This window comes from Micromonospora sp. NPDC052213 (assembly GCF_040679695.1).
In the GTDB taxonomy this organism is placed as follows: domain Bacteria; phylum Actinomycetota; class Actinomycetes; order Mycobacteriales; family Micromonosporaceae; genus Micromonospora.
Genome location: NZ_JBFAVI010000116.1, coordinates 4,203 through 21,955, shown reverse-complemented (window position 1 = coordinate 21,955; position 17,753 = coordinate 4,203). Strand labels below are relative to the sequence as shown.

Genomic DNA, 17,753 nt, shown 5'->3' with positions numbered 1-17,753 from the left:
CCTATACATCACCCCCGGCCGCCGGTACGGGCGACCGCCAAAACACCCCGCGGGGGGGGTCCGCCCCCCCGTCCCGGCGACCCACCCCGCTCGGGGTCAGCGGGTCAGCAGGGCCAGTACGACGGCGAGCCCGACGACCGTGTCGAAGACCGCGCACCACTCGGCGTAGCCGCGCGGGACGACCCGGTTCGCGCGGTGGTGCACCACGTCCCAGGCCGCGTGTCCGAGCCAGCCGGCGGCCACCAGCCAGCCCGCCAGCCCGTGGTCGACCACGGTGGCGACCAACGCCACCGCCGCCCAGCCGGCCAGCCCGGCCAGCTGGACGACGAGCACCCGGCGCTCGCCCAGCTGCCCGCGCACCGCGCCGATGACCAGGTAGGCCGCCGGCAGCGCCAGCAGGAACGGCGCCGGGGGCACCCACGGGGAGAAGAGCATGTCCAGCGTCATCAGCAGGGCGAGCCCCGCCGGCCAGCGGCGCGCCAGCGCCGCGACCAGCCGGTGCCGCGGGACCGGGCGGGCGGCGGCCGGGTGCCGGGCGTACTCGGCGCGTCGGCGCAGCACCGCGAGCGCCATCGCCGGGAGCATCAGCAGGTGGCTGCCGAGGAGCAGGGCGTCCGCGCCGACCAGCCCGGCCCGGAAGGGTACGAACAGCACCAGCACCGGCAGGTACATCGCCACGGTCATCTCCCCGACGGCGGCCCAGGAGTGCCTCCGGTACCGCATCCACACCGCCATGCCGACGCTCATGTCCGTCGCCATCAGCACGGCGCCGACGTCGGCCCGTCCGAGGTCGGGGGAGAAGCCGAGCGAGGTGCCCACGGCCGCGCGGAGCGGCCCGAGCAGCAGCATCCCGGCGATCATGGCCAGCGCCATCTCCAACAGGTGCCGCAGCAGCGCGGCGCGCGGTCGCGCGTGACCGACGTGCGGTGCCGTCGGGTTGGCGTTCGTCGTCGTCTCCGTCATGCCATCGAGCCTGCGCGCGGGCGGGCGCGCCGGACACCCGCGCCGTGTCACCGGTCGGCCGTGCGGAACGCACCGCCGATCCGTGCGTCCCGCGTACGGCGGTGGGCCGCCGCCGCGCCCTACCATTCGGACCGTGGCGTTCGACCCGACGGTGTCCGGACCGGACCGGCGCCTGCGCCGGGCCCGGGCCGGCGCGACGGCGTCCCTCGCCACCGGGGTGGCCTCCGGCCTGTTCCTGCCCGCGGTCGGGCTGACCCGGGAGCCGTCGGGCCTGCGGGTGGCGCTCGGTGCGGTCGGGCTCGCCGCGGTCGCCGTGGTGCTGGCCGTGGCCGTGTACACGACCGTGACACCGGACGTGGCGGACCGGGTCCGCCGCCGGTGCCGCGTGGCGTTCGCCGCCGTGGCGGTGCTGAGCGTCCCGCTGGTGGCGCCGGTCGCCGCCGGGGCGTGGCCCACCTGGGCCTGGGTGGGCGCGGCGGTCGTCGGCGCGGTGCCGCTGGTCGCCCGGTTGCGGATGGTGGTTCCCGTGGCGGTCGCCACCCTGCCGGTCGCCGCGGCGGTGGCGACGGCGACCGGGACGCCCGTGGGTCGGTCCCTGGTGATCAGCGGCGGCGTCGGCCTCGGCATCGCCGCGGTGAACGGATTCCAGGTGTGGTTCTGGGAGCTGCTGGTGCAGGCCGGCCGAGGGCAGCTCGCCCAGGCGAGCCTCGCGGCGGCGCAGGAGCGGCTGCGCTTCGCCGGCGACGTGCACGACCTGCTCGGGCACCACCTCACCGTCATCGCGCTGAAGGCCGAACTCGCCGCCCGGCTCGCGGCGACCGACGCGGAGCGGGCCGGCCGGGAGGCGGCCGAGGCGCAGCGGCTGGCCGCCACCGCGCTGACCGAGCTGCGCCGCACGGTGCACGGCTACCGCCGCGTCGACCTCGCCGAGCAGGTCGCCGCGGTCGGGCAGGTGCTGCGCTCCTCCGGGGTGCGGTGCACCGTGGTGCCGCCCGCCGGCGAGCTGCCGGCGGAGGCGGCCGCCCAGCTCGCGGCGGTGCTGCGCGAGGCCGGCACCAACGTGCTGCGGCACAGCCGGGCCGGCTGGTGCCGGATCGAGATCGACCAGGAGGCGGACGTGGCGCGGATGACGGTGACCAACGACGGCGCGGGCGCGGCCGGCGTGCCCGACCGGCACAGCCACGGCCTGCGCGGGTTGGCCGAGCGGCTGGCCGCCGCCGGCGGGGAGCTGCGCACGCACCGGGAGGACGGTGTCTTCACCGTCGAGGCGACCGTCCCGACGGCGTCATGATCCGGGTCCTGCTCGCCGACGACGAGGAGCTGATCCGGGCCGCCCTCGCCGCCCTGCTCGACCTCGAGGAGGACCTGACGGTGGTGGCGCAGGCGGCCGACGGCGGGGCCGCCGTGACCGCCGCCCTGGCGCACCACCCCGACGTGGCCGTCGTCGACCTGGCGATGCCCGGCCCCGACGGCTTCCAGGTCGCCGCCGAGCTGGCCCGGGTGCTGCCGTCCTGCGCGGTGGTGATCCTCACCGGCCAGGGGCGGCCGGCACACCTGGCCCGCGCGCTCACCGCCGGGGCCCGTGGGTTCCTGCCCAAGGGCGCGCCCGGCGGGGCGCTCGCCGACGTGATCCGGCGGGTGCACGCCGGCGGCCGGTACGTCGACCCGGCGCTGGCCGCCGACGCGTTGACCATCCCGCCGTGCCCGCTTACCCCGCGCGAGCTGGACACGCTGCGGCTGGCCGAGGACGGCGCCCCGGTCGCGGTGGTCGCCCGCCGGGCCCACCTGTCCAGCGGCACGGTCCGCAACTACCTCGCCGCGGCGGTGCAGAAGCTCGGTGCGACGAGCCGTGCGGAGGCGGCGCGGACGGCCCGGGACAACGGCTGGCTCTGACCGGACCGTCCGCAACCGCCCCGGCCCGGCCCGCTCAGCGGTGGAAGCGCACGTAGTCGAACCGCGCGGTGAGCGCCGGCTCGGCGCCGCCGTGGGCGACCAGCCCGATCCGCGGGGTGGTGTCGGCCGGGAAGGTCCACACCCCGCCCCACGTCCAGTTCCGCCCGTCCCGGCTGGAGCCGGCCCGGAACTCGTGCTCGCCGGTGGCCGGGTCGACCCGGTGCGCCAGCCGCAGCCAGGTGGTGGTCGCCGGGGTGCCGACGATGTTGCCGCCGTATACCGGCCGGCCGGCGAAGGGCAGCTCGTAGCCGTACTCGACCTGGCGGGTGTTCCAGATGGCGACCTGCGCCAACCGGGCGAAGCGGTCGTCGTCGACGTAGGCGACCAGGCCGGCCTGCTGGTAGTTGCGCACGGTCTCCTCGCCGAGGTCGAGCGTCACCTTCGTCTCCACGACGTAGTCGCCCGTCGGCGCGTCGCGCAGCAGCACGCCGGCGCTGTTGCCGGTGCCGGTCAGGTCGGCGCCCTGCACGGGCCAGCGCAGCGCACCGCCGGATACGGTGGCCGCCGGGTCCGGCCGGACCCACCGCCACGCCGGGTCGAGCCCGTCGGTGAACTCGTCGGAGAACGCCGGCAGCAGGCCGCCGACCCGGGGCTCGGGCGCGGGGTGCCGCACCGGCCGGTGCAGCCGGGCGACGCTGACGTTGTCGAACCCGGCGTCCCCGCCGGTGGCGGTCAGCGCGATCCGGCCGACGACCGGCCGGTCCAGCCGCAGCGACAGTGCCGCCACCTGGTCCCCGAGCCGGGCCGGGCTCAGCTCGGCCGTGAGCTGCCGGCCGCGTACCTCGACGGCGAGGTTGTGCCCGGCCGCCGCGTCGAAGCCGTCGGGCAGCGGCGCGCTCGCGGTGCGGGCGCCGTCCCGGGCGACCAGCCTGCCGGCGGCGGTGTCCACCCGCACCGCGACGCGGTCGCCGAGGGTGAGCCCGGCCGCCCCGGTGGCGGCGGGCCGCAGGTCGACCTCCGCGCGCACGTCCCCGCCGACGGTCGTACGGCCGGTCAGCGTGCCGCTGCCGGTGAGCCGGCCGTCGGCGACCCGCCAGTCCCCGGCGGTGCCACGCCAGGCGGCGAGGCCGGCGTCGAAGCGTTCGTCCACCCGGCCGGTGGTGACCGGCGCGGTCCGGGTGCCCTCCGACGGGCCGGCGCCGGCGTTCACCGTCGGCCAGCCGTCGATCCAGTCGAGGCGGTCCAGCAGCATCGGCCGCTCGTTGATGCCGAACGGCTCGTCCAGGTACGGGTCGGCCCGGTCGATGGCGTGGTAGACGATCCAGTCCTGACCGGACAGGTCGGTCAGGAAGCCGTTGTGGCCGGTGCCGATCCAGCGGTTGCCGTTCTGGGCGAGTACGGGGGTGCCGCCGGCCCGGGAGGCGGTCAGCGGGGTGCCGTCGCGGTCCACGAAGGGCCCGCGCGGGCTGCGTGACCGGCCGACGTGGACGGAGTAGCCGGTGGCGGGACCGGCGCAGCAGTTGGCGGTGGAGGCGAACAGGTAGTACCAGCCGTCGCGGCGCAGCACGTAGCTGCCCTCGAACTTGTTGTCGATGGCGACCGGCGTCGGCGTGCCGACGGCGCGCAGCCCGTCGGGGGAGAGCTCGGTGACGGAGATGCCGCCGTAGTAGCTGCCGTAGTAGAGGTAGTGCCGGCCGTCGACGTCGGTGAACTGGCTCGGGTCGATGGTCCACAGCCAGCCGCCGCCACCGCCGGGGCGGGGCGCGACCACGGGCTCGTCGGCGAAGGTCCACGGGCCGGTCGGGGTGGGCGCGGTGGCCGCGCCGACGGCGAAGTCGCCGCCGTCGGGGGAGACGGTGGTGTCGGTGACGGTCACGTACATGACCCAGCGGTCGCCGACCCGGCGCACGTCGGGGGCCCAGAAGCCGGCGCCGGGCGCCGCGTACGCCGGGCGCTGGTCGGCGCCGAAGGCGTCCCCGACGTACGTCCAGTCGACCAGGTCGGCGGAGCGGGCGGTGGGTACCCGGTGGAAGGTCCCCTCGCCCTCGCGCAGCGGGTCGGTGGTGCCGTACGCGTACCAGAAACCGTCCTCACCACGGACGACCACCGGGTCGGCGAAGGTGTCGGCGAACCCGGCCGAGACCGGGTTGCGGTAGCGGGGGTCGGACGCGGCGGCGGCCGGCGCGGACGCCGTTCCGGCCAGGACCAGACCGATGGCGGCGGCGAGCGCGCCGGCGCGGCGGAGATGTCCCATCAGACCTGCCTCGGGTGGGGGAGAAGTCGACCTGGATCACTGGGTCCGTTTCTACAACGTTGGATACAACGTTGTAAAGGCGCGGGCGACGCTTCGGTGGGCACCGCAACGTGCCCGTGCCAGCATGGGTGCGTGACCACCACCGCCACGGACGGCCCGACCCTGGCCCGGCTCGCCGCCCTGCTCGCCGACGACACCCGCGCCCGCATCTGCCTGGCCCTGCTCGACGGCCGGGCGTGGGCGGCCGGCGAACTGGCCCGGCTCGCCGGGGTGGCGCCCTCCACCGTCAGCGACCACCTCACCCGCCTGGTCCGGGGTGGTCTGCTGGTCGAGCAGCGGCAGGGGCGGCACCGCTACGTCCGGCTCGCCGGCCCCTCGGTGGCCCAGCTGATCGAGGACCTGGCCGGCCACGCGCCGGCGCGGCCCCAGCCCGTCCGCTCGCTGCGCGCCGCCCGCGCCGACGCCGCCCTGGCGTACGCCCGCACCTGCTACGACCACCTGGCCGGCCGCCTCGGGGTGCTGCTGCGGGACACGATGCTCGACCGCGGGCTGCTCGACGGCGCCGACGGCCTGGCGCTGACCCCGGCCGGGCTGGGTTGGCTCGACGGGCTCGGGGTGCCGGTCGCGCCGCTGCGGGCCGCCCGCCGCCCCCTGATGCGCGACTGCCTCGACTGGACCGAACGCCGCCCGCACCTGGCCGGGGCGCTGGGCGCGGCGCTGTGCGACCGCTTCTTCGAGGTGGGCTGGCTCACCCGGGGCGGTGGCCGCGCCGTCCGGCTGACCCCGGCCGGCGGTCCCGCGCTGGCCGCCGCGCTCGGCCTCGCCCCGGCCGACCTGGCGCCCGCCGCCGCACCGGAGACCGGCGGCGGCCGAGCCTGACCGGCTCGCGTCCGTCCGACCCGTTCCGTGCCGCACGCCGGGGCCGACGGTTCGGCGGAACCGAAGGAATCCGGCGCCGCCGGTGCCGGACGGCCGCCCCGGTGACGTACCAACCGCACGCGCTGCCGCGCGTCCCGACGAGTGCCGAGGTGGGAACCCCGATGAACGAGCGCTGCGCCGCCTTCCACGCCCTGCACCACGCCGACCGGCCGCTGCTGCTGCCCAACGCCTGGGACCACGCCAGCGCCGCCGCGTTCGCCGCGCGCGGGTACCCGGCGGTCGGCACCACGAGCCTCGGGGTCGCCGCCGCCGCCGGGCTGCCGGACGCGGCGGCGGCCACCCGGGCGGAGAACCTCCGGCTGGCCCGGGCGCTGCGCGGCCTCCCGGTGCTGCTGAGCGTCGACGTGGAGGCGGGCTGCGCCGACGACCCGGCGGCCGTGGCCGACCTGGCGGCCGAGCTGGCCGCCCTCGGGGTGGTCGGGATCAACATCGAGGACGGCCGGGCCGACGGCACTCTCGCCCCGCCGGCGCTGACCGCGGCCAAGGTGGCCGCCGTCAAGGCCGCGGCGCCGGCCCTGTTCGTCAACGCCCGCACCGACACGTGGTGGCTGGGGACGCCCGACCCGCTGCCGGCGACCCTGGTCCGGGCCAGGGCGTACGCGGATGCCGGCGCCGACGGGATCTTCGTGCCCGCGGCGCCGGACGTCGACACCGTCGGCGCCCTCGTCGCGGGGATCGACCTGCCGCTGAACGTGCTGTACCGCCCGGGCGGGCCCACCCTCGACGAGTTGCGGGCGCTCGGCGTGGCCCGGGTGAGCACGGGCTCGCTGCTGTTCCGGGCCGCGCTCGGCGCCGCCCTGGACGCCCTGGACGCCGTCCGGTCCGGCGCCGCGCCGCACCGGGAACCGCCCTCGTACGCCGAGGTGCAGCGGTTGAGCGCCGCGTCCCGGCCCTAGCCGTTCGTGCCCACCCACACCCAGGAACCGCCCCTTAGGAGGAGATAAGAGGATTGTTCGCACTCATCCCGTCACGCCTGGTTACGTTGTGCGCAGGGCGATGCACACAGTGATGTCATGACGGGAGAGAGGACCCGACCATGCGAGTGCCCAGCCGAAGTCCGGGGCAGCAGCCCGGGCCCTCCGTCACACCCGCAGCCCGCGCCCGCCGGCGGGTCCCCGGCACGCCGCCCCGCCCCGCTTCGCCGGACCTCGACGCCTACCGGGCGGCCGTCGCCGACCTGCTGGTCGAGGTGGGCGCCCTGGCCGGGGCGTCCTGCACGGCGGCGCGGCAGGTGCTGATCGACGACCGGCTGCGCGAGCCCGCGATCGCCGCGGTGCTCGACGCCACCCCCCAGGGGCTCGTCGGCGCCCGCGAGACGCTGCTGCTGGAGATGGCCCGCTACCAGCCCAACCCGCGCAGCTCCGCCGCCGACCTCACCGCACTGGTCCGCATCTACCTGCTCTCCCGCGTCGACGTGATGTGGTGGCGCGACGCGCCGACCTTCCTCACCGACGCCCAGGTCGACGCCAGCCCCGATCTGGTCGACCTGGAGTGGCTGCGCCGCCGCGGCCTGCTCCGGTTCTGCTACACCGAGCAGCCGAGGACGCTGTTCGGACGCGGGCTGCGGGCGGCCCGCCGCCGGCTGTGGCCCGACGCCACGCCGCGCACCGCCGGGCTGCGCTTCCGGCGGGCCCGCCGGGAGGTCGTGGCGCTGCTCAACGACATCGGCCGGGAGTTCGCCGCCAACACCCCGCCCGCCACCCCGCCGCTGTGGGTGACCAGCCTGGTCCGCAGCGCCGAGCACCAGCACCGGCTGCGCCGCCTCGGGTACGCCGCCATGGTCCCCAGCGGCCACTGCCTGGGCTGGGCGGTCGACGTCGAGCTGGCCTGGTTCGGCCGCTTCGGCGTCCGGGACACCCTCGCCGAGCTGCTGCTGGCCCGGCAGCGGGCCGGCGAGGTCAACGTGGTCGACGAGGGGCAGGCGTGGCACCTGTGCCTCGCGCCCGCCAGCGGCCGGCGGCTGCGCCGGGCGTACGAAGCCGAGATGGGGGTCTGAGCCGATGTGCGGCATCGCGTTGAGCCTCGGCCCCGAGGCCGACCCGGCGATCTTCCGGCGGATGCTCGCCACCCTGGCCCCCCGCGGCGAGGTCACCGAGGCCCGCTACGAGAACGGCCTGCTCGCCGGCACCCGACGGTTGAAGGTGGTGGACCGGGAGCGCGCCGTGCAGCCGTGGACCTCCGTCGACGAGCGGTGGCTGCTCTGCTACAACGGCGAGGTCTTCAACCATCACGAGCTGCGCGCGGAGCTGGTCCGGCTCGGGCACCGCTTCCGTAGCGCCAGCGACACGGAGGTCGTGCTCGCGGCCTTCCTGCAGTGGGGCGAGGGCGTGGTCACCCGGCTGCGCGGCGAGTACGCCTTCGCCGTCGTGGAACGCGCCACGGGCCGCGCCTACCTGGTCCGGGACCCGCTCGGCGTGAAGCCCCTGTACTGGGCCCGGACGCCCGGCTGCCTGCACGTCGCCAGCGAGGTGAAGGCGCTGGTCGGGCACGACGTCCCGATCGGCGAGGTGCCGCCCGGGCACCACGGCTGGGCCGAGCCCGACGGGCAGGTCCGGCTGCGCGCGTACGTCGACCTGCTCGCCCTCGGAGACGGGCTGTCGGTGGTGGACGACCCGGACGAGGCCGCCCTGCTCGTCCGTGCCGCCCTCACCGACAGCATCCGGACACGGGTGGACACCGACCTCACCGTCGGGGTGGTGCTCTCCGGCGGCCTGGACAGCTCGCTGGCCCTCCTGCACGTACGCGAGATGCACCCCGACTGCGTCGCGGTCACCGTCGGGGTGCCGGACAGCCCCGACGTGGCGTACGCGCGGCGGCTGGCGCGGGACCTGGGGGTGCCGCACGAGGTGGTCGAGCTGCGCCCGCGCGACATCCGGTTGGCCGACATCCGGGAGGCCATCCGGATCTCCGAGCTGACCGAGTACGGCGACATCATCAACGCGGTGGTCTCCGTGCCGCTCTTCCGCCGGCTGCGCGAGCTGGGCGTGAAGGTGGTGCTGACCGGGGACGGCTCGGACGAGCTGTTCGGCGGCTACCCGATGTACCACGAGGTCGGCCCCGAGGCGTCCCGCCGGCTCTTCCTGCACAAGATCCGCAACCTCTGCCGTACGGAGTTGCAGCGCGTCGACCGGGCCAGCATGGGGCACGGGGTGGAGGCCCGTGTGCCGTTCCTCGACCTGAGCGTGGTGGAGCTGGCGATGCGGCTGCCGATCGGGCTGAAGATGCGTGAGGGGCAGGAGAAGTGGATCGTCCGGCGGGCCTTCGCCGACCTGCTGCCCGACTACGTCCGGCGCCGGCCGAAGAACCCGATGTCGTACTCGTCCGGCCTGCACGAGCGGGCCCGGCTGTACAAGCCGCTCTTCGCCCGACTGCACCGGTCGTTCGGCTACCACCTGCTGGAACCGGTCCGCCGCGACTTCGACAGCGTGCTCACCCGCTGCGGCAACGACCTCGACCGGGCGCTCGCGGCCGGCCGGGCCCGGCCCGACTACACGGTGCTGGAGCACGCCCGGGACCTGGTGGGCGCGGCGAAGTGGAACGCCGCGCCGATGGTGCGCCGGCTGGTCGGCCCGCGCCGCACCCGCGGCGACGAGGCCCCGCTGCCGGGGTGAGGTGCCGCCCCCGGGTTGACTCTGACACGGTGTCAGCGTCGATCGTAGGGGGCCATGTTCACCATCGTGGACGAGGTCGAGCGGAGCACGGAGGTGCTGGCCCGCTGGATCGAGGAGCACGGCTACCGGGCGGACGGCTTCGTCCGCGAGGTCTACCTCGACTACTGCCCGGACACCCCGGAGAACGGCGTCACCGAGCTGCAACTGCCGGTCCGCCCGGCCTGAGCGTCCACCACGCCCCGGGGCCGGGTCGGCGCCGGTCGGCGTGTCCCTAGGCGAGCGTGACAGATCGGGCCGGGGGTAGTACCGGTGACATGACGCAACTGGACGTGATGGTGGTCGGGCAGGTGGCGCGGGACCTCGTGCTGCTGGTCGACGAGGTGCCGGAGGCCGGCGGCAGCGCCCCCGTGCGGCGCCGCCGCGAGCTGCTCGGCGGCAAGGGGGCCAACCAGGCCGTCGGGCTCGCCCAGCTCGGCGCGTCCGTCGGGCTGCTCGCCGTGGTCGGCGACGACGAGGTGGGGGAGCGGCTGCTGGCGCAGGCGCGGGCCGACGGCATCGACGTCGCGCGGGTGCTGCGCCGGCCGGGCACCCCCACCGGGCTCATCGTCGACGTGGTCGACGCCGAGGCCCACTGGCGCTACCTGGAGGACCTGCCCGAGGCCACCCTGCTCACCGCCGAGGACGTGGCCGGGGCGGCGGACGCGCTGCACGCCGCGCGGGCCGTCCTGGTGCAGTTGCAACAGCCGGCGCGGGCCGCCCTGGCCGCCGCCCGGACCGCCCGGGAGGCCGGCGGGCTGGTGGTGCTCGACGGCGCCCCGACCGACCCGGCCGACGCCGACGAGTTGCTCGCCCTCGCCGACGTGCTGCGGGCCGACGCGCAGGAGGTCGAGCTGATCACCGGCGACGCGCCGCGGGACGCCGAGGGCGGGCTCGCCGCCGGGCGCAAGCTGCTGCGGCGCGGCCCGTCCCTGCTGGCGGTCGAGGTGGCCGGGGAGGGCAACGCGTTCGTCTGGCCGGACGGCGAGCTGTTCCTGCCGCTGAGCCGGACACCCACCGTGGACAGCACCGGCGCCGGGGACGCGTTCGTCGCCGCGTTGACCGTCAGCCTGCTGCGCGGCGAGCCCCGCGACCGGGTCGCCCGCTGTGCCGTGGCGGCCGCCGGCGCCACCGTCGGCCACCCCGGCGGTCGCCCGGCGCTGACCGACGAGGCGATCCGGGAGCAGCTCGACCGGATCCCCGCCTGACCGTCCGGGTCGCCGGTCCCGCGCCGGGGCGACCGATCGGCCGGTGGACAACCCTCGATTCCTGCCCTAGCGTCCAGAGGATATGCGGAGGACTCTCCTGGGCGCCGGTGTCGCCCTGCTGCTCGCCGTGACCGCCTGTTCCAGTGCGGAGCCCGGTCCGCCGGCGCCGCCGGGAGCACCGACGCCCGCCGGCACGCCCAGCGCCTCCCGGCAGGAGCCGGGCGAGGTCGAGAAGACCCTGGCCAGCCTGCGGAAGGTCAACGACCTTCCGATGTACGAGATGACCTACGTCGGGGCGTACGACGCGACGGTCGGCACCGACGCGCGCCCGGCGAAGGCGTTCGGCTGCTCCCTCTTCGCCGCCACCGGCGACCCGGCCCGGCCGTTGTTCGCCCGCAACTTCGACTGGGACGCCAACCCGGCGCTGGTGCTGCGCACCGATCCTCCCGACGGGTACGCCTCGATCTCGGTGGTGGACATGTCCTACCTCGGGGTGGGCCCCGACCCGACCGGCGACCGGCGGCTGCTCAACGCGCCGCTGCTGCCGTTCGACGGGATGAACGAGCGGGGGCTGGCAATCGGGCTGGCCGCCGACGACGGTGCGAAGGCCGTCGCCGTCCCGGGCAGGGCCACCGTCGGGTCGGTCCGCATCCAGCGCCTGGTGCTCGACCAGGCGGCCACGGTGGACGAGGCGGTGGCCGTGTTCGAGCGGTACAACCTCGACTTCACCGACGGGCCACCCCTGCACTACCTGCTCGCCGACGCGACCGGGGCGTCGGCCGTGGTCGAGTTCGTCGACGGGAAGATGTCGGTCGAGAAGGGGCGGGGCGACTGGCGGGCGCTGACCAACGTGCCGGTCGTCGGGGTGGACGAGCAGCGTCGCCGGGCCGACCACCGCTACGGCGTGATCGCCGCGGCCCTCGACCGGACGGGCGGCACGGCGGACGCCCCGGCGGCGTTCGAGATCCTCAACGACGTACGCCAGTCGCACACCCGCTGGTCGGTGACGTACGGCCTGCGCAGCGGCGAGGTCCGGCTGACCACCGCGACCGGCGGCGGCGAGCGGCGCTACCAGCTTCCGGTGAGCTGACCCCCGGCTCCCGGCCCTGCCGGCGGCGGCCCAGGGGCCGGCGCTCCCGTCGGCGGCCTGGTTCTCGACCCGCCGGTGCTGCGGTCGCCACCGCCGAGACCCGGGACGCGGGCGGGCCCCCGGCCGCGGCGGACACGGTGGAACGCGGGCGGGCCCGGCCCCCGCGGTGGGGGCCGGGCCCGTCGGCGCGCTGTGCGACTACCAGCCGAGGTAGCTGGGCTGGGTCTGCACGTTCAGCTCGCGGTACCGGACGAGGTTCGCCGTCCAGGTCCGCCAGTCGGTCAGCTTCAGGACGTCGAAGCCCTTCTGCATGTCGTTGGAGTAGATGTAGCCGTTGTAGTAGTACGCGGACCAGGAACCGCCGCCGGTCAGCCGTTCGGCCGACAGCGGGCCCCGCTCCCAGAAGGCGATCTCCTGGGGGTTGGCGGAGTCGGTGAAGTCCCAGACCGAGATACCGCCCTGGTACCACGCCTGGACCATGATGTCGCGCCCGAGCACCGGGATCAGCGAGCCGTTGTGCGCCACGCAGTTCTCGGTGTCGGCGTTGGGCCGGGGGATCTTGTAGTAGCTGCGGAAGACCATCGTCCGGGCGTCGCCGCTACCGGTGATGTCGTAGATGGCGTCGGCGCCCCGGTTGGGACCGATGGCCTCGTTGCAGGTGGCCGCGCCGCCGCCGCCCAGCTCGTCGGTGAAGATCACCTTGGTGCCGGAGTTGTTGAACGTGGCCGAGTGCCAGAACGCGAAGTTGACCGTGTCGCGGACCTGGTTGATGACCCGCGGGGCCTCCCGGTTGGAGATGTCCATCAGGATGCCGTCACCCATGCAGGCGCCGGCGGCCAGGTTCTTCTCCGGGTACGCGGTGATGTCGTGGCAGCCGGTGGTCGCCGACCCGCCCGGGCGGCCCTCGTAGCCGCCGTCCGGGAAGAGGTTCGGCGTGGCCACGACCGCCGCGTCGGTGGGCTTCTTCAGCGGCACCTTGACGATGGAGATGGAGTCGTGCGGCGGCTGGCAGTCCGGGAACTCCGCCCGCGGGCTGTACGACGAGACGTACAGGTAGACCGTCTTGCGGTCCGTGCCCGGCACGAGGGTGTGCGTGTGCGAGCCGCAGGCCGTCTCCACCGCCTTGATGTAGCGCGGGTTGGCCTTGTCGCTGATGTCGAAGACCTTGATGCCCTCCCAGGACTCCTTGACCGTCGCCGACGATCCGGTGCTGTTGCAGGAGTCGTCGCTGCGGGACGAGTCGGTGGAGAGGAAGAGCAGGTCGCCGTGGACGGAGATGTCGTTCTGCGACCCGGGGCAGTAGACCTGCGACACGACCGTCGGCGCGGTCGGCCGGGAGATGTCGTAGACGACGAACCCGTTGTAGTTGCCGGCGAAGGCGTAGCGGCCCTGGAAGGCGAGGTCGCTGTTCGTGGCGTCCAGCGGGGCCTGCTTCGGCAGGTTGGCGACCTGCCGAAGGTTGGGGCTGCTGACGATCTCGTCGACGCCGGGGATGGTGTAGGTGGTGTCCACCGTGTCGGAGGGCGCCGAGGGTGCCGCGACCCCGGCATTCCCCGGTGGGGCGGTGGCGACGCTGGCGAGGAGGAGGCCGGCCGCGGCCAGGCTCACGGTGGTGAGCCGCCGGGCCCGCGGTGTGCGAAGTCTGATCATCGGCGAGGCCCTTCGCAAGGGGGTGACGATTGTCGACACCTTACCGTCCGATGAGGTGCGTCGATGTGACCTGGGTCACATGTTGGTGTCTCCGTCAATGGATACGATCGCCGTGACCTCTACCGGGGGAGTGGCCCATGATCAACCGACGCGCACGGATCCTGGCCGTCGTCACATCCGTGTTCGTGGTGTCGGTGGTGGCCGTCGTCCTGTCCCGGTCCGGCGACGACTCGACCGCGCCCCCCGCGCAGCCGGTTGCCGCCCCCGCCTCGGCGTCGGCGCCCGTCGATCCGGCCCGGCCCGCCGTGATCGTGCCGGGCCGACCGGGAGAGACCGCCGCGGTCCGCCCCGCCGAGGAAATGCGCGACGCCACCCCCACGTCCCGGCACAACTCCATGGACGTCTGGTTCGTCCGGATGATGATCCCGCACCACGCCCAGGCCCTGGAGATGGCCGCGCTGGCCCCGGACCGGGTCGCCGACCCGGACCTGCGCGCCCTCGCCGAGCGGATCCGGGCCAGCCAGGGCCCGGAGATCGGCATGATGCGGGGTTGGCTGCAGACCCGCGGGCTCTCCCCGGACGTGCCGGGGCACGACCACGGGACCATGCGGGGCATGCAGTCGCCCGAGGCGATGCGCCAGCTCGCGGCCGCCCGGGGCGCCGAGTTCGACCGGCTCTTCGTCCGGATGATGACCGAGCACCACCGGGGCGCGGTCCAGATGGCCACCGACCTGCTCAAGGTCGGCGCCGACCTCACCCTGTCGGAGTTCGCCAACTCCGTCGCCACCGAGCAGGCCGTCGAGATCGACCGGATGCGCGACGTGCTGGCCCCCTGACCCGGCTCCGGCGGTCCGGCCGGGCGCGCGGTGACCCGCGGGCGGCGGCGGCACGTACGCTGGGTGACCGTGAACCGCACGATCTTCGGCCGCCCGCTGCGCAGCGTCGCCTTCGACGTCTTCGTCGTCGGCCTGGTGGTGCTCTTCGGCCTCGCCGGCCTGGTGAACCAGCCCGGCGGGTGGAAGGCCGCCCTCGTCGGCGCCGCGATGGCGGTGGCGCTGCTGTTCCGCCGGTCCCACCCGTCGGCGGTCGCCGCCGTCGTGGCGGTGCTCGCGCTGGTCCAGGTGTTCGCCGGCTGGGGCCCACTGGCCTTCGACGTCGCGGTGCTGGTCGCCCTCTACAGCGTCGTGAAGTACGCCGACCGGCTCCGCGACGGCATCCTCGCCGGGATCACCGCCGCCGTCGGGGTGGTCCTCGCCGCCCTCCAGACCGAGAGCACCGTCGCCTGGTGGGCGACCGCGATCTATATCGGGCTGGTCACCGGGGCGGTCTGGCTGGTCGCGCTCAACGTGCGGACCCGCCGGCTCTACGTGCTCAGCCTGGAGGAGCGGGCCGCCACCCTGGAGCGGGAACGCGAGGCGGAGGCGCGCGCCGCCGTCGCCGGCGAGCGCACCCGCATCGCCCGTGAGCTGCACGACGTGGTGGCGCACAGCATGGCGGTCATGATCGTGCAGGCCGACGGGGCGCGGTTCATGCTCGACCGCGACCCGGAGACCGCCAGGAACGCGGTGAAGGTGGTCGCCGACACCGGCCGCCAGGCGCTGGAGGAGATGCGCCGGCTGGTCGGCGTACTGCGGGAGCCGAACCCGCCCGACGCGGCGGCCGGCCCCGGCCCGACGGACGAGCCCGACGGCGCGGGGGTGGCCGCCGACCCGGAGCACCGCCGGCTGGCGCTGACCGAGCTGCCGGCCCTGCTCGACCGGTTCCGCGCCGCCGGCCTGCGGGTGCGCCACACGGTCACCGGGGAGCCCGCGCCGCTGCCGGCCGGCCTCGAGCTGACCCTCTACCGGGTCGTGCAGGAGGGGCTGACCAACGCGCTCAAGCACGCGGGGGTCGGCGCCGCCGTCGAGGTCACCCTCGACCATGCCCGCGACGCCGTGGTGGTCCGGGTGCTCGACGACGGGCGTGGCCGCCCGCCGGTCAGCCCGGCCCCGTCCGGCGGGCACGGCCTGGTCGGCATGCGCGAGCGGGTGAGCGTGTACGACGGCAGCCTCACCGCCGGCCCGCGACTGGCCGGGGGCTGGCAGGTCGAGGCGCGGCTGCCGCTACCGTCGACGCCCGGGACGACGGAGGTGATGGCGGCATGACGGTCCGCGTGGTGATCGTGGACGACCAGGCGCTGGTCCGCGCCGGCTTCCGGATGGTGCTGGACTCCCAGCCCGACCTGGAGGTCGTCGGCGAGGCGATCGACGGCGCCGACGCGCTGCGGGTGCTGGCCCGGGTCGAGGCCGACGTGGTGGTGATGGACGTCCGGATGCCGACCATGGACGGGGTGGAGGCGACGCGCCGGATCTGCGGGGACCGCCCCGCCGGGTCGCCCCGCGTGCTCGTGCTCACCACCTTCGACACCGAGGAGGACGCCTTCGCCGCGCTCCAGGCCGGCGCCAGCGGCTTCCTGCTCAAGAACGTCCCGCCGGAGGAGCTGCTCGCCGCGATCCGGGTGGTCGCCCAGGGCGACTCCGTGGTCGCCCCGTCCATCACCCGCCGGCTGCTCGACCGCTTCGCCGGCAGGCTCGGCCCGGGCCCCGCCGAGGACCCGCGCCTCGCCCAGCTCACCGAGCGGGAACGGGAGATCCTCCTGCTGGTGGCGCAGGGGCTCTCCAACGCCGAGATCGCCGCCCGGGTGCACGTCGCCGAGGCGACCGTGAAGACGCACGTCGGGCGGATCCTGGCCAAGCTCCAGCTCCGCGACCGGGTGCAGGCGGTGGTGCTGGCGTACGAGAGCGGCCTGGTCACCCCGGGCGGCTGAGCCGGCGTACGACTCAGGTCGTACGGGTCCGCCCCGTCAGGGCCGCCTGCGGTCGCAGCGGGGTCGAGCGCGTGGGTGGACGCCCTCGGGCCGCCGCGCCCATAGCGTCGGAGACGTCCCAGTCACGATCTCCACGGGGAGCTCCACGTGTCCGTCGCACCTCCCGCGCACGCCACCGCCGGCGTCGCGGTCTCCGCCCGCGGCCTGTCCAAGCGGTACGGCGCCGGCCAGGCCGCCGTCGTCGCCCTCGACGGCGTCGACGTCGACTTCGCCGCCGGTCGGTTCACCGCCATCATGGGCCCGTCCGGCTCCGGCAAGTCCACCCTGATGCACTGCCTCGCCGGCCTGGACCGTCCCACCGCGGGCAGCGTACGCATCGGCGACGCCGACCTCTCCCGGCTCGACGACAAGCGGCTCACCCTGCTGCGCCGAGACCGGGTCGGCTTCGTGTTCCAGAAGTTCAACCTGCTGCCGGCGCTGACCGCCGAGGAGAACATCGTGCTGCCGTTGGCGATCGCCGGCCGCCGGCCGGAGCGGGCCTGGCTGCGCCAGGTCGTCGCCGCGGTGGGGCTCGCCGACCGGCTCGGCCACCGGCCCGCCGAGCTCTCCGGCGGGCAGCAACAGCGGGTGGCGGTCGCCCGCGCGCTGATCACCAAGCCGTGGGTGATCTTCGCCGACGAGCCGACCGGCAACCTGGACTCGCGTTCCGGCGCGGAGGTGCTGCGCCTGCTCCGCGAGGCCGTCGACACCCTCGGCCAGACCGTGATCATGGTCACCCACGACCCGACGGCCGCCGCGCACGCCGACCGGGTGCTCTTCCTGGCTGACGGCCGGCCGGTGCGGGACCTCACCGCGCCGACCGCCGAACGGGTGCTCGACACCCTCGCCGGCCTCGACTCGGCGCGCGTGCCGGCCGCCGGCCGCGAGGCGGTGACCCGGTGATCCGGCTGACCCTGCGCCAGCTCCGCGCCGAGGCGCTGCGCCTGCTGCTCTCCTCGCTGGCCATCGTGCTCGGCGTCGCCTTCATCGCCGGCACGCTGATCTTCGTCGACGGAATGCGCGCGGGAGCGTACGAACGGGCCGGGACGTTCGACCGGCACACCGACCTCGCCGTGTACTCCGCCACCAAGGACCCGCTGCCGACCGCGCTGGTCGACCGGGTGCGCGCGCTCGACGGGGTCGCCGCCGCCGAGGGGGAACTGCTCGGCTCCGGCGGGGGGGGGGGGGGGGGCCACGGCCCCGGCCGCGGGGACGCGGGCCTGCCCGGGGGCCCCGTCGACCCCGCGCCGCGGGCGCGCCCGGC

General features: G+C 75.6%; 16 protein-coding genes and 1 pseudogene. 14 read left to right on the top strand and 3 right to left on the bottom strand.

What is annotated here, in order from left to right:
- Positions 1-96: 96 nt before the first annotated feature.
- Positions 97-963, bottom strand: coding sequence for a hypothetical protein (locus AB0L34_RS23765; RefSeq protein ID WP_363706657.1), 867 nt, complete (start codon positions 961-963; stop codon positions 97-99).
- Between the two features lie 133 nt (positions 964-1,096).
- Here AB0L34_RS23765 and AB0L34_RS23760 point away from each other — a divergent pair, with 133 nt between their 5' ends.
- Positions 1,097-2,254: a histidine kinase gene (locus AB0L34_RS23760; RefSeq protein WP_363706656.1), complete on the top strand. Its 1,158-nt coding sequence runs from the start codon at positions 1,097-1,099 to the stop codon at positions 2,252-2,254.
- Positions 2,251-2,856, top strand: coding sequence for a response regulator transcription factor (locus AB0L34_RS23755; RefSeq protein ID WP_363706654.1), 606 nt, complete (start codon positions 2,251-2,253; stop codon positions 2,854-2,856). Before AB0L34_RS23760 ends, AB0L34_RS23755 begins: the two co-directional genes overlap by 4 nt.
- A gap of 34 nt (positions 2,857-2,890) precedes the next feature.
- On the opposite strand, the gene AB0L34_RS23750 is transcribed toward AB0L34_RS23755, so the two are convergent.
- Positions 2,891-5,110, bottom strand: coding sequence for a family 43 glycosylhydrolase (locus tag AB0L34_RS23750; protein ID WP_363706652.1), 2,220 nt, complete (start codon positions 5,108-5,110; stop codon positions 2,891-2,893).
- 132 nt (positions 5,111-5,242) lie between these two features.
- On the opposite strand from AB0L34_RS23750, the gene AB0L34_RS23745 reads away from it, so the two are divergent.
- The 7 genes from AB0L34_RS23745 (at position 5,243) to AB0L34_RS23715 (ending at position 11,994) form a co-directional block, all read left to right on the top strand.
- Entirely contained in the window at positions 5,243-5,989 is a 747-nt protein-coding gene (locus AB0L34_RS23745; RefSeq protein WP_363706650.1) for a winged helix-turn-helix domain-containing protein, read from the top strand.
- A gap of 161 nt (positions 5,990-6,150) precedes the next feature.
- Positions 6,151-6,945 (top strand): isocitrate lyase/phosphoenolpyruvate mutase family protein, encoded by a 795-nt coding sequence (locus AB0L34_RS23740; protein WP_363706648.1) that lies wholly within the window; start codon positions 6,151-6,153, stop codon positions 6,943-6,945.
- A 140-nt stretch (positions 6,946-7,085) separates the two neighbouring features.
- Entirely contained in the window at positions 7,086-8,045 is a 960-nt protein-coding gene (locus AB0L34_RS23735) for a DUF5715 family protein (RefSeq protein WP_363706646.1), read from the top strand.
- 4 nt (positions 8,046-8,049) lie between these two features.
- Complete coding sequence (locus tag AB0L34_RS23730; RefSeq protein WP_363706645.1) at positions 8,050-9,660, top strand: asparagine synthase-related protein; 1,611 nt, start codon at positions 8,050-8,052, stop codon at positions 9,658-9,660.
- Positions 9,661-9,714: 54 nt separating this feature from the next.
- The gene (locus tag AB0L34_RS23725; RefSeq protein WP_363706643.1) at positions 9,715-9,885 is read left to right on the top strand and encodes a GyrI-like domain-containing protein; all 171 of its coding nucleotides are present in this window, start codon (positions 9,715-9,717) and stop codon (positions 9,883-9,885) included.
- 89 nt (positions 9,886-9,974) lie between these two features.
- Positions 9,975-10,904 carry a PfkB family carbohydrate kinase gene (locus AB0L34_RS23720; RefSeq protein ID WP_363706642.1) on the top strand — a complete coding sequence of 310 codons (930 nt, stop codon included), beginning with the start codon at positions 9,975-9,977 and terminating at the stop codon, positions 10,902-10,904.
- An 82-nt stretch (positions 10,905-10,986) separates the two neighbouring features.
- A complete protein-coding gene (locus AB0L34_RS23715) occupies positions 10,987-11,994 on the top strand; it encodes a linear amide C-N hydrolase (RefSeq protein WP_363706640.1) in 1,008 nt (335 codons plus the stop codon).
- Positions 11,995-12,192: 198 nt separating this feature from the next.
- Here the strand turns inward: AB0L34_RS23715 and AB0L34_RS23710 are convergent, their stop codons facing one another.
- Entirely contained in the window at positions 12,193-13,644 is a 1,452-nt protein-coding gene (locus AB0L34_RS23710; RefSeq protein WP_363706638.1) for a hypothetical protein, read from the bottom strand.
- 137 nt (positions 13,645-13,781) lie between these two features.
- Here AB0L34_RS23710 and AB0L34_RS23705 point away from each other — a divergent pair, with 137 nt between their 5' ends.
- From AB0L34_RS23705 to AB0L34_RS23685, 5 genes and pseudogenes are all read left to right on the top strand, one after another.
- The gene (locus tag AB0L34_RS23705; protein ID WP_363706636.1) at positions 13,782-14,480 is read left to right on the top strand and encodes a DUF305 domain-containing protein; all 699 of its coding nucleotides are present in this window, start codon (positions 13,782-13,784) and stop codon (positions 14,478-14,480) included.
- Between the two features lie 63 nt (positions 14,481-14,543).
- A complete protein-coding gene (locus AB0L34_RS23700; protein WP_357462057.1) occupies positions 14,544-15,788 on the top strand; it encodes a sensor histidine kinase in 1,245 nt (414 codons plus the stop codon).
- Positions 15,785-16,450 (top strand): response regulator transcription factor, encoded by a 666-nt coding sequence (locus tag AB0L34_RS23695; RefSeq protein ID WP_363706634.1) that lies wholly within the window; start codon positions 15,785-15,787, stop codon positions 16,448-16,450. Before AB0L34_RS23700 ends, AB0L34_RS23695 begins: the two co-directional genes overlap by 4 nt.
- 147 nt (positions 16,451-16,597) lie before the next feature.
- Positions 16,598-17,392 (top strand): ABC transporter ATP-binding protein, encoded by a 795-nt coding sequence (locus AB0L34_RS23690; RefSeq protein ID WP_357462059.1) that lies wholly within the window; start codon positions 16,598-16,600, stop codon positions 17,390-17,392.
- A pseudogene (locus AB0L34_RS23685) lies at positions 17,389-17,753 on the top strand (ABC transporter permease); the annotation flags it as partial. The gene AB0L34_RS23690 and the pseudogene AB0L34_RS23685, both read left to right, overlap by 4 nt.

Excerpts from the sequence above, each read along its gene's own strand:
- AB0L34_RS23765 (WP_363706657.1), bottom strand. The coding sequence starts at position 963 with ATGACGGAGACGACGACGAACGCCAACCCGACGGCACCGCACGTCGGT.
- AB0L34_RS23755 (WP_363706654.1), top strand. The coding sequence starts at position 2,251 with ATGATCCGGGTCCTGCTCGCCGACGACGAGGAGCTGATCCGGGCCGCC.
- AB0L34_RS23750 (WP_363706652.1), bottom strand. The coding sequence starts at position 5,110 with ATGGGACATCTCCGCCGCGCCGGCGCGCTCGCCGCCGCCATCGGTCTG.
- AB0L34_RS23740 (WP_363706648.1), top strand. The coding sequence starts at position 6,151 with ATGAACGAGCGCTGCGCCGCCTTCCACGCCCTGCACCACGCCGACCGG.
- AB0L34_RS23735 (WP_363706646.1), top strand. The coding sequence starts at position 7,086 with ATGCGAGTGCCCAGCCGAAGTCCGGGGCAGCAGCCCGGGCCCTCCGTC.
- AB0L34_RS23730 (WP_363706645.1), top strand. The coding sequence starts at position 8,050 with ATGTGCGGCATCGCGTTGAGCCTCGGCCCCGAGGCCGACCCGGCGATC.
- AB0L34_RS23725 (WP_363706643.1), top strand. The coding sequence starts at position 9,715 with ATGTTCACCATCGTGGACGAGGTCGAGCGGAGCACGGAGGTGCTGGCC.
- AB0L34_RS23720 (WP_363706642.1), top strand. The coding sequence starts at position 9,975 with ATGACGCAACTGGACGTGATGGTGGTCGGGCAGGTGGCGCGGGACCTC.
- AB0L34_RS23715 (WP_363706640.1), top strand. The coding sequence starts at position 10,987 with ATGCGGAGGACTCTCCTGGGCGCCGGTGTCGCCCTGCTGCTCGCCGTG.
- AB0L34_RS23710 (WP_363706638.1), bottom strand. The coding sequence starts at position 13,644 with ATGATCAGACTTCGCACACCGCGGGCCCGGCGGCTCACCACCGTGAGC.
- AB0L34_RS23705 (WP_363706636.1), top strand. The coding sequence starts at position 13,782 with ATGATCAACCGACGCGCACGGATCCTGGCCGTCGTCACATCCGTGTTC.
- AB0L34_RS23695 (WP_363706634.1), top strand. The coding sequence starts at position 15,785 with ATGACGGTCCGCGTGGTGATCGTGGACGACCAGGCGCTGGTCCGCGCC.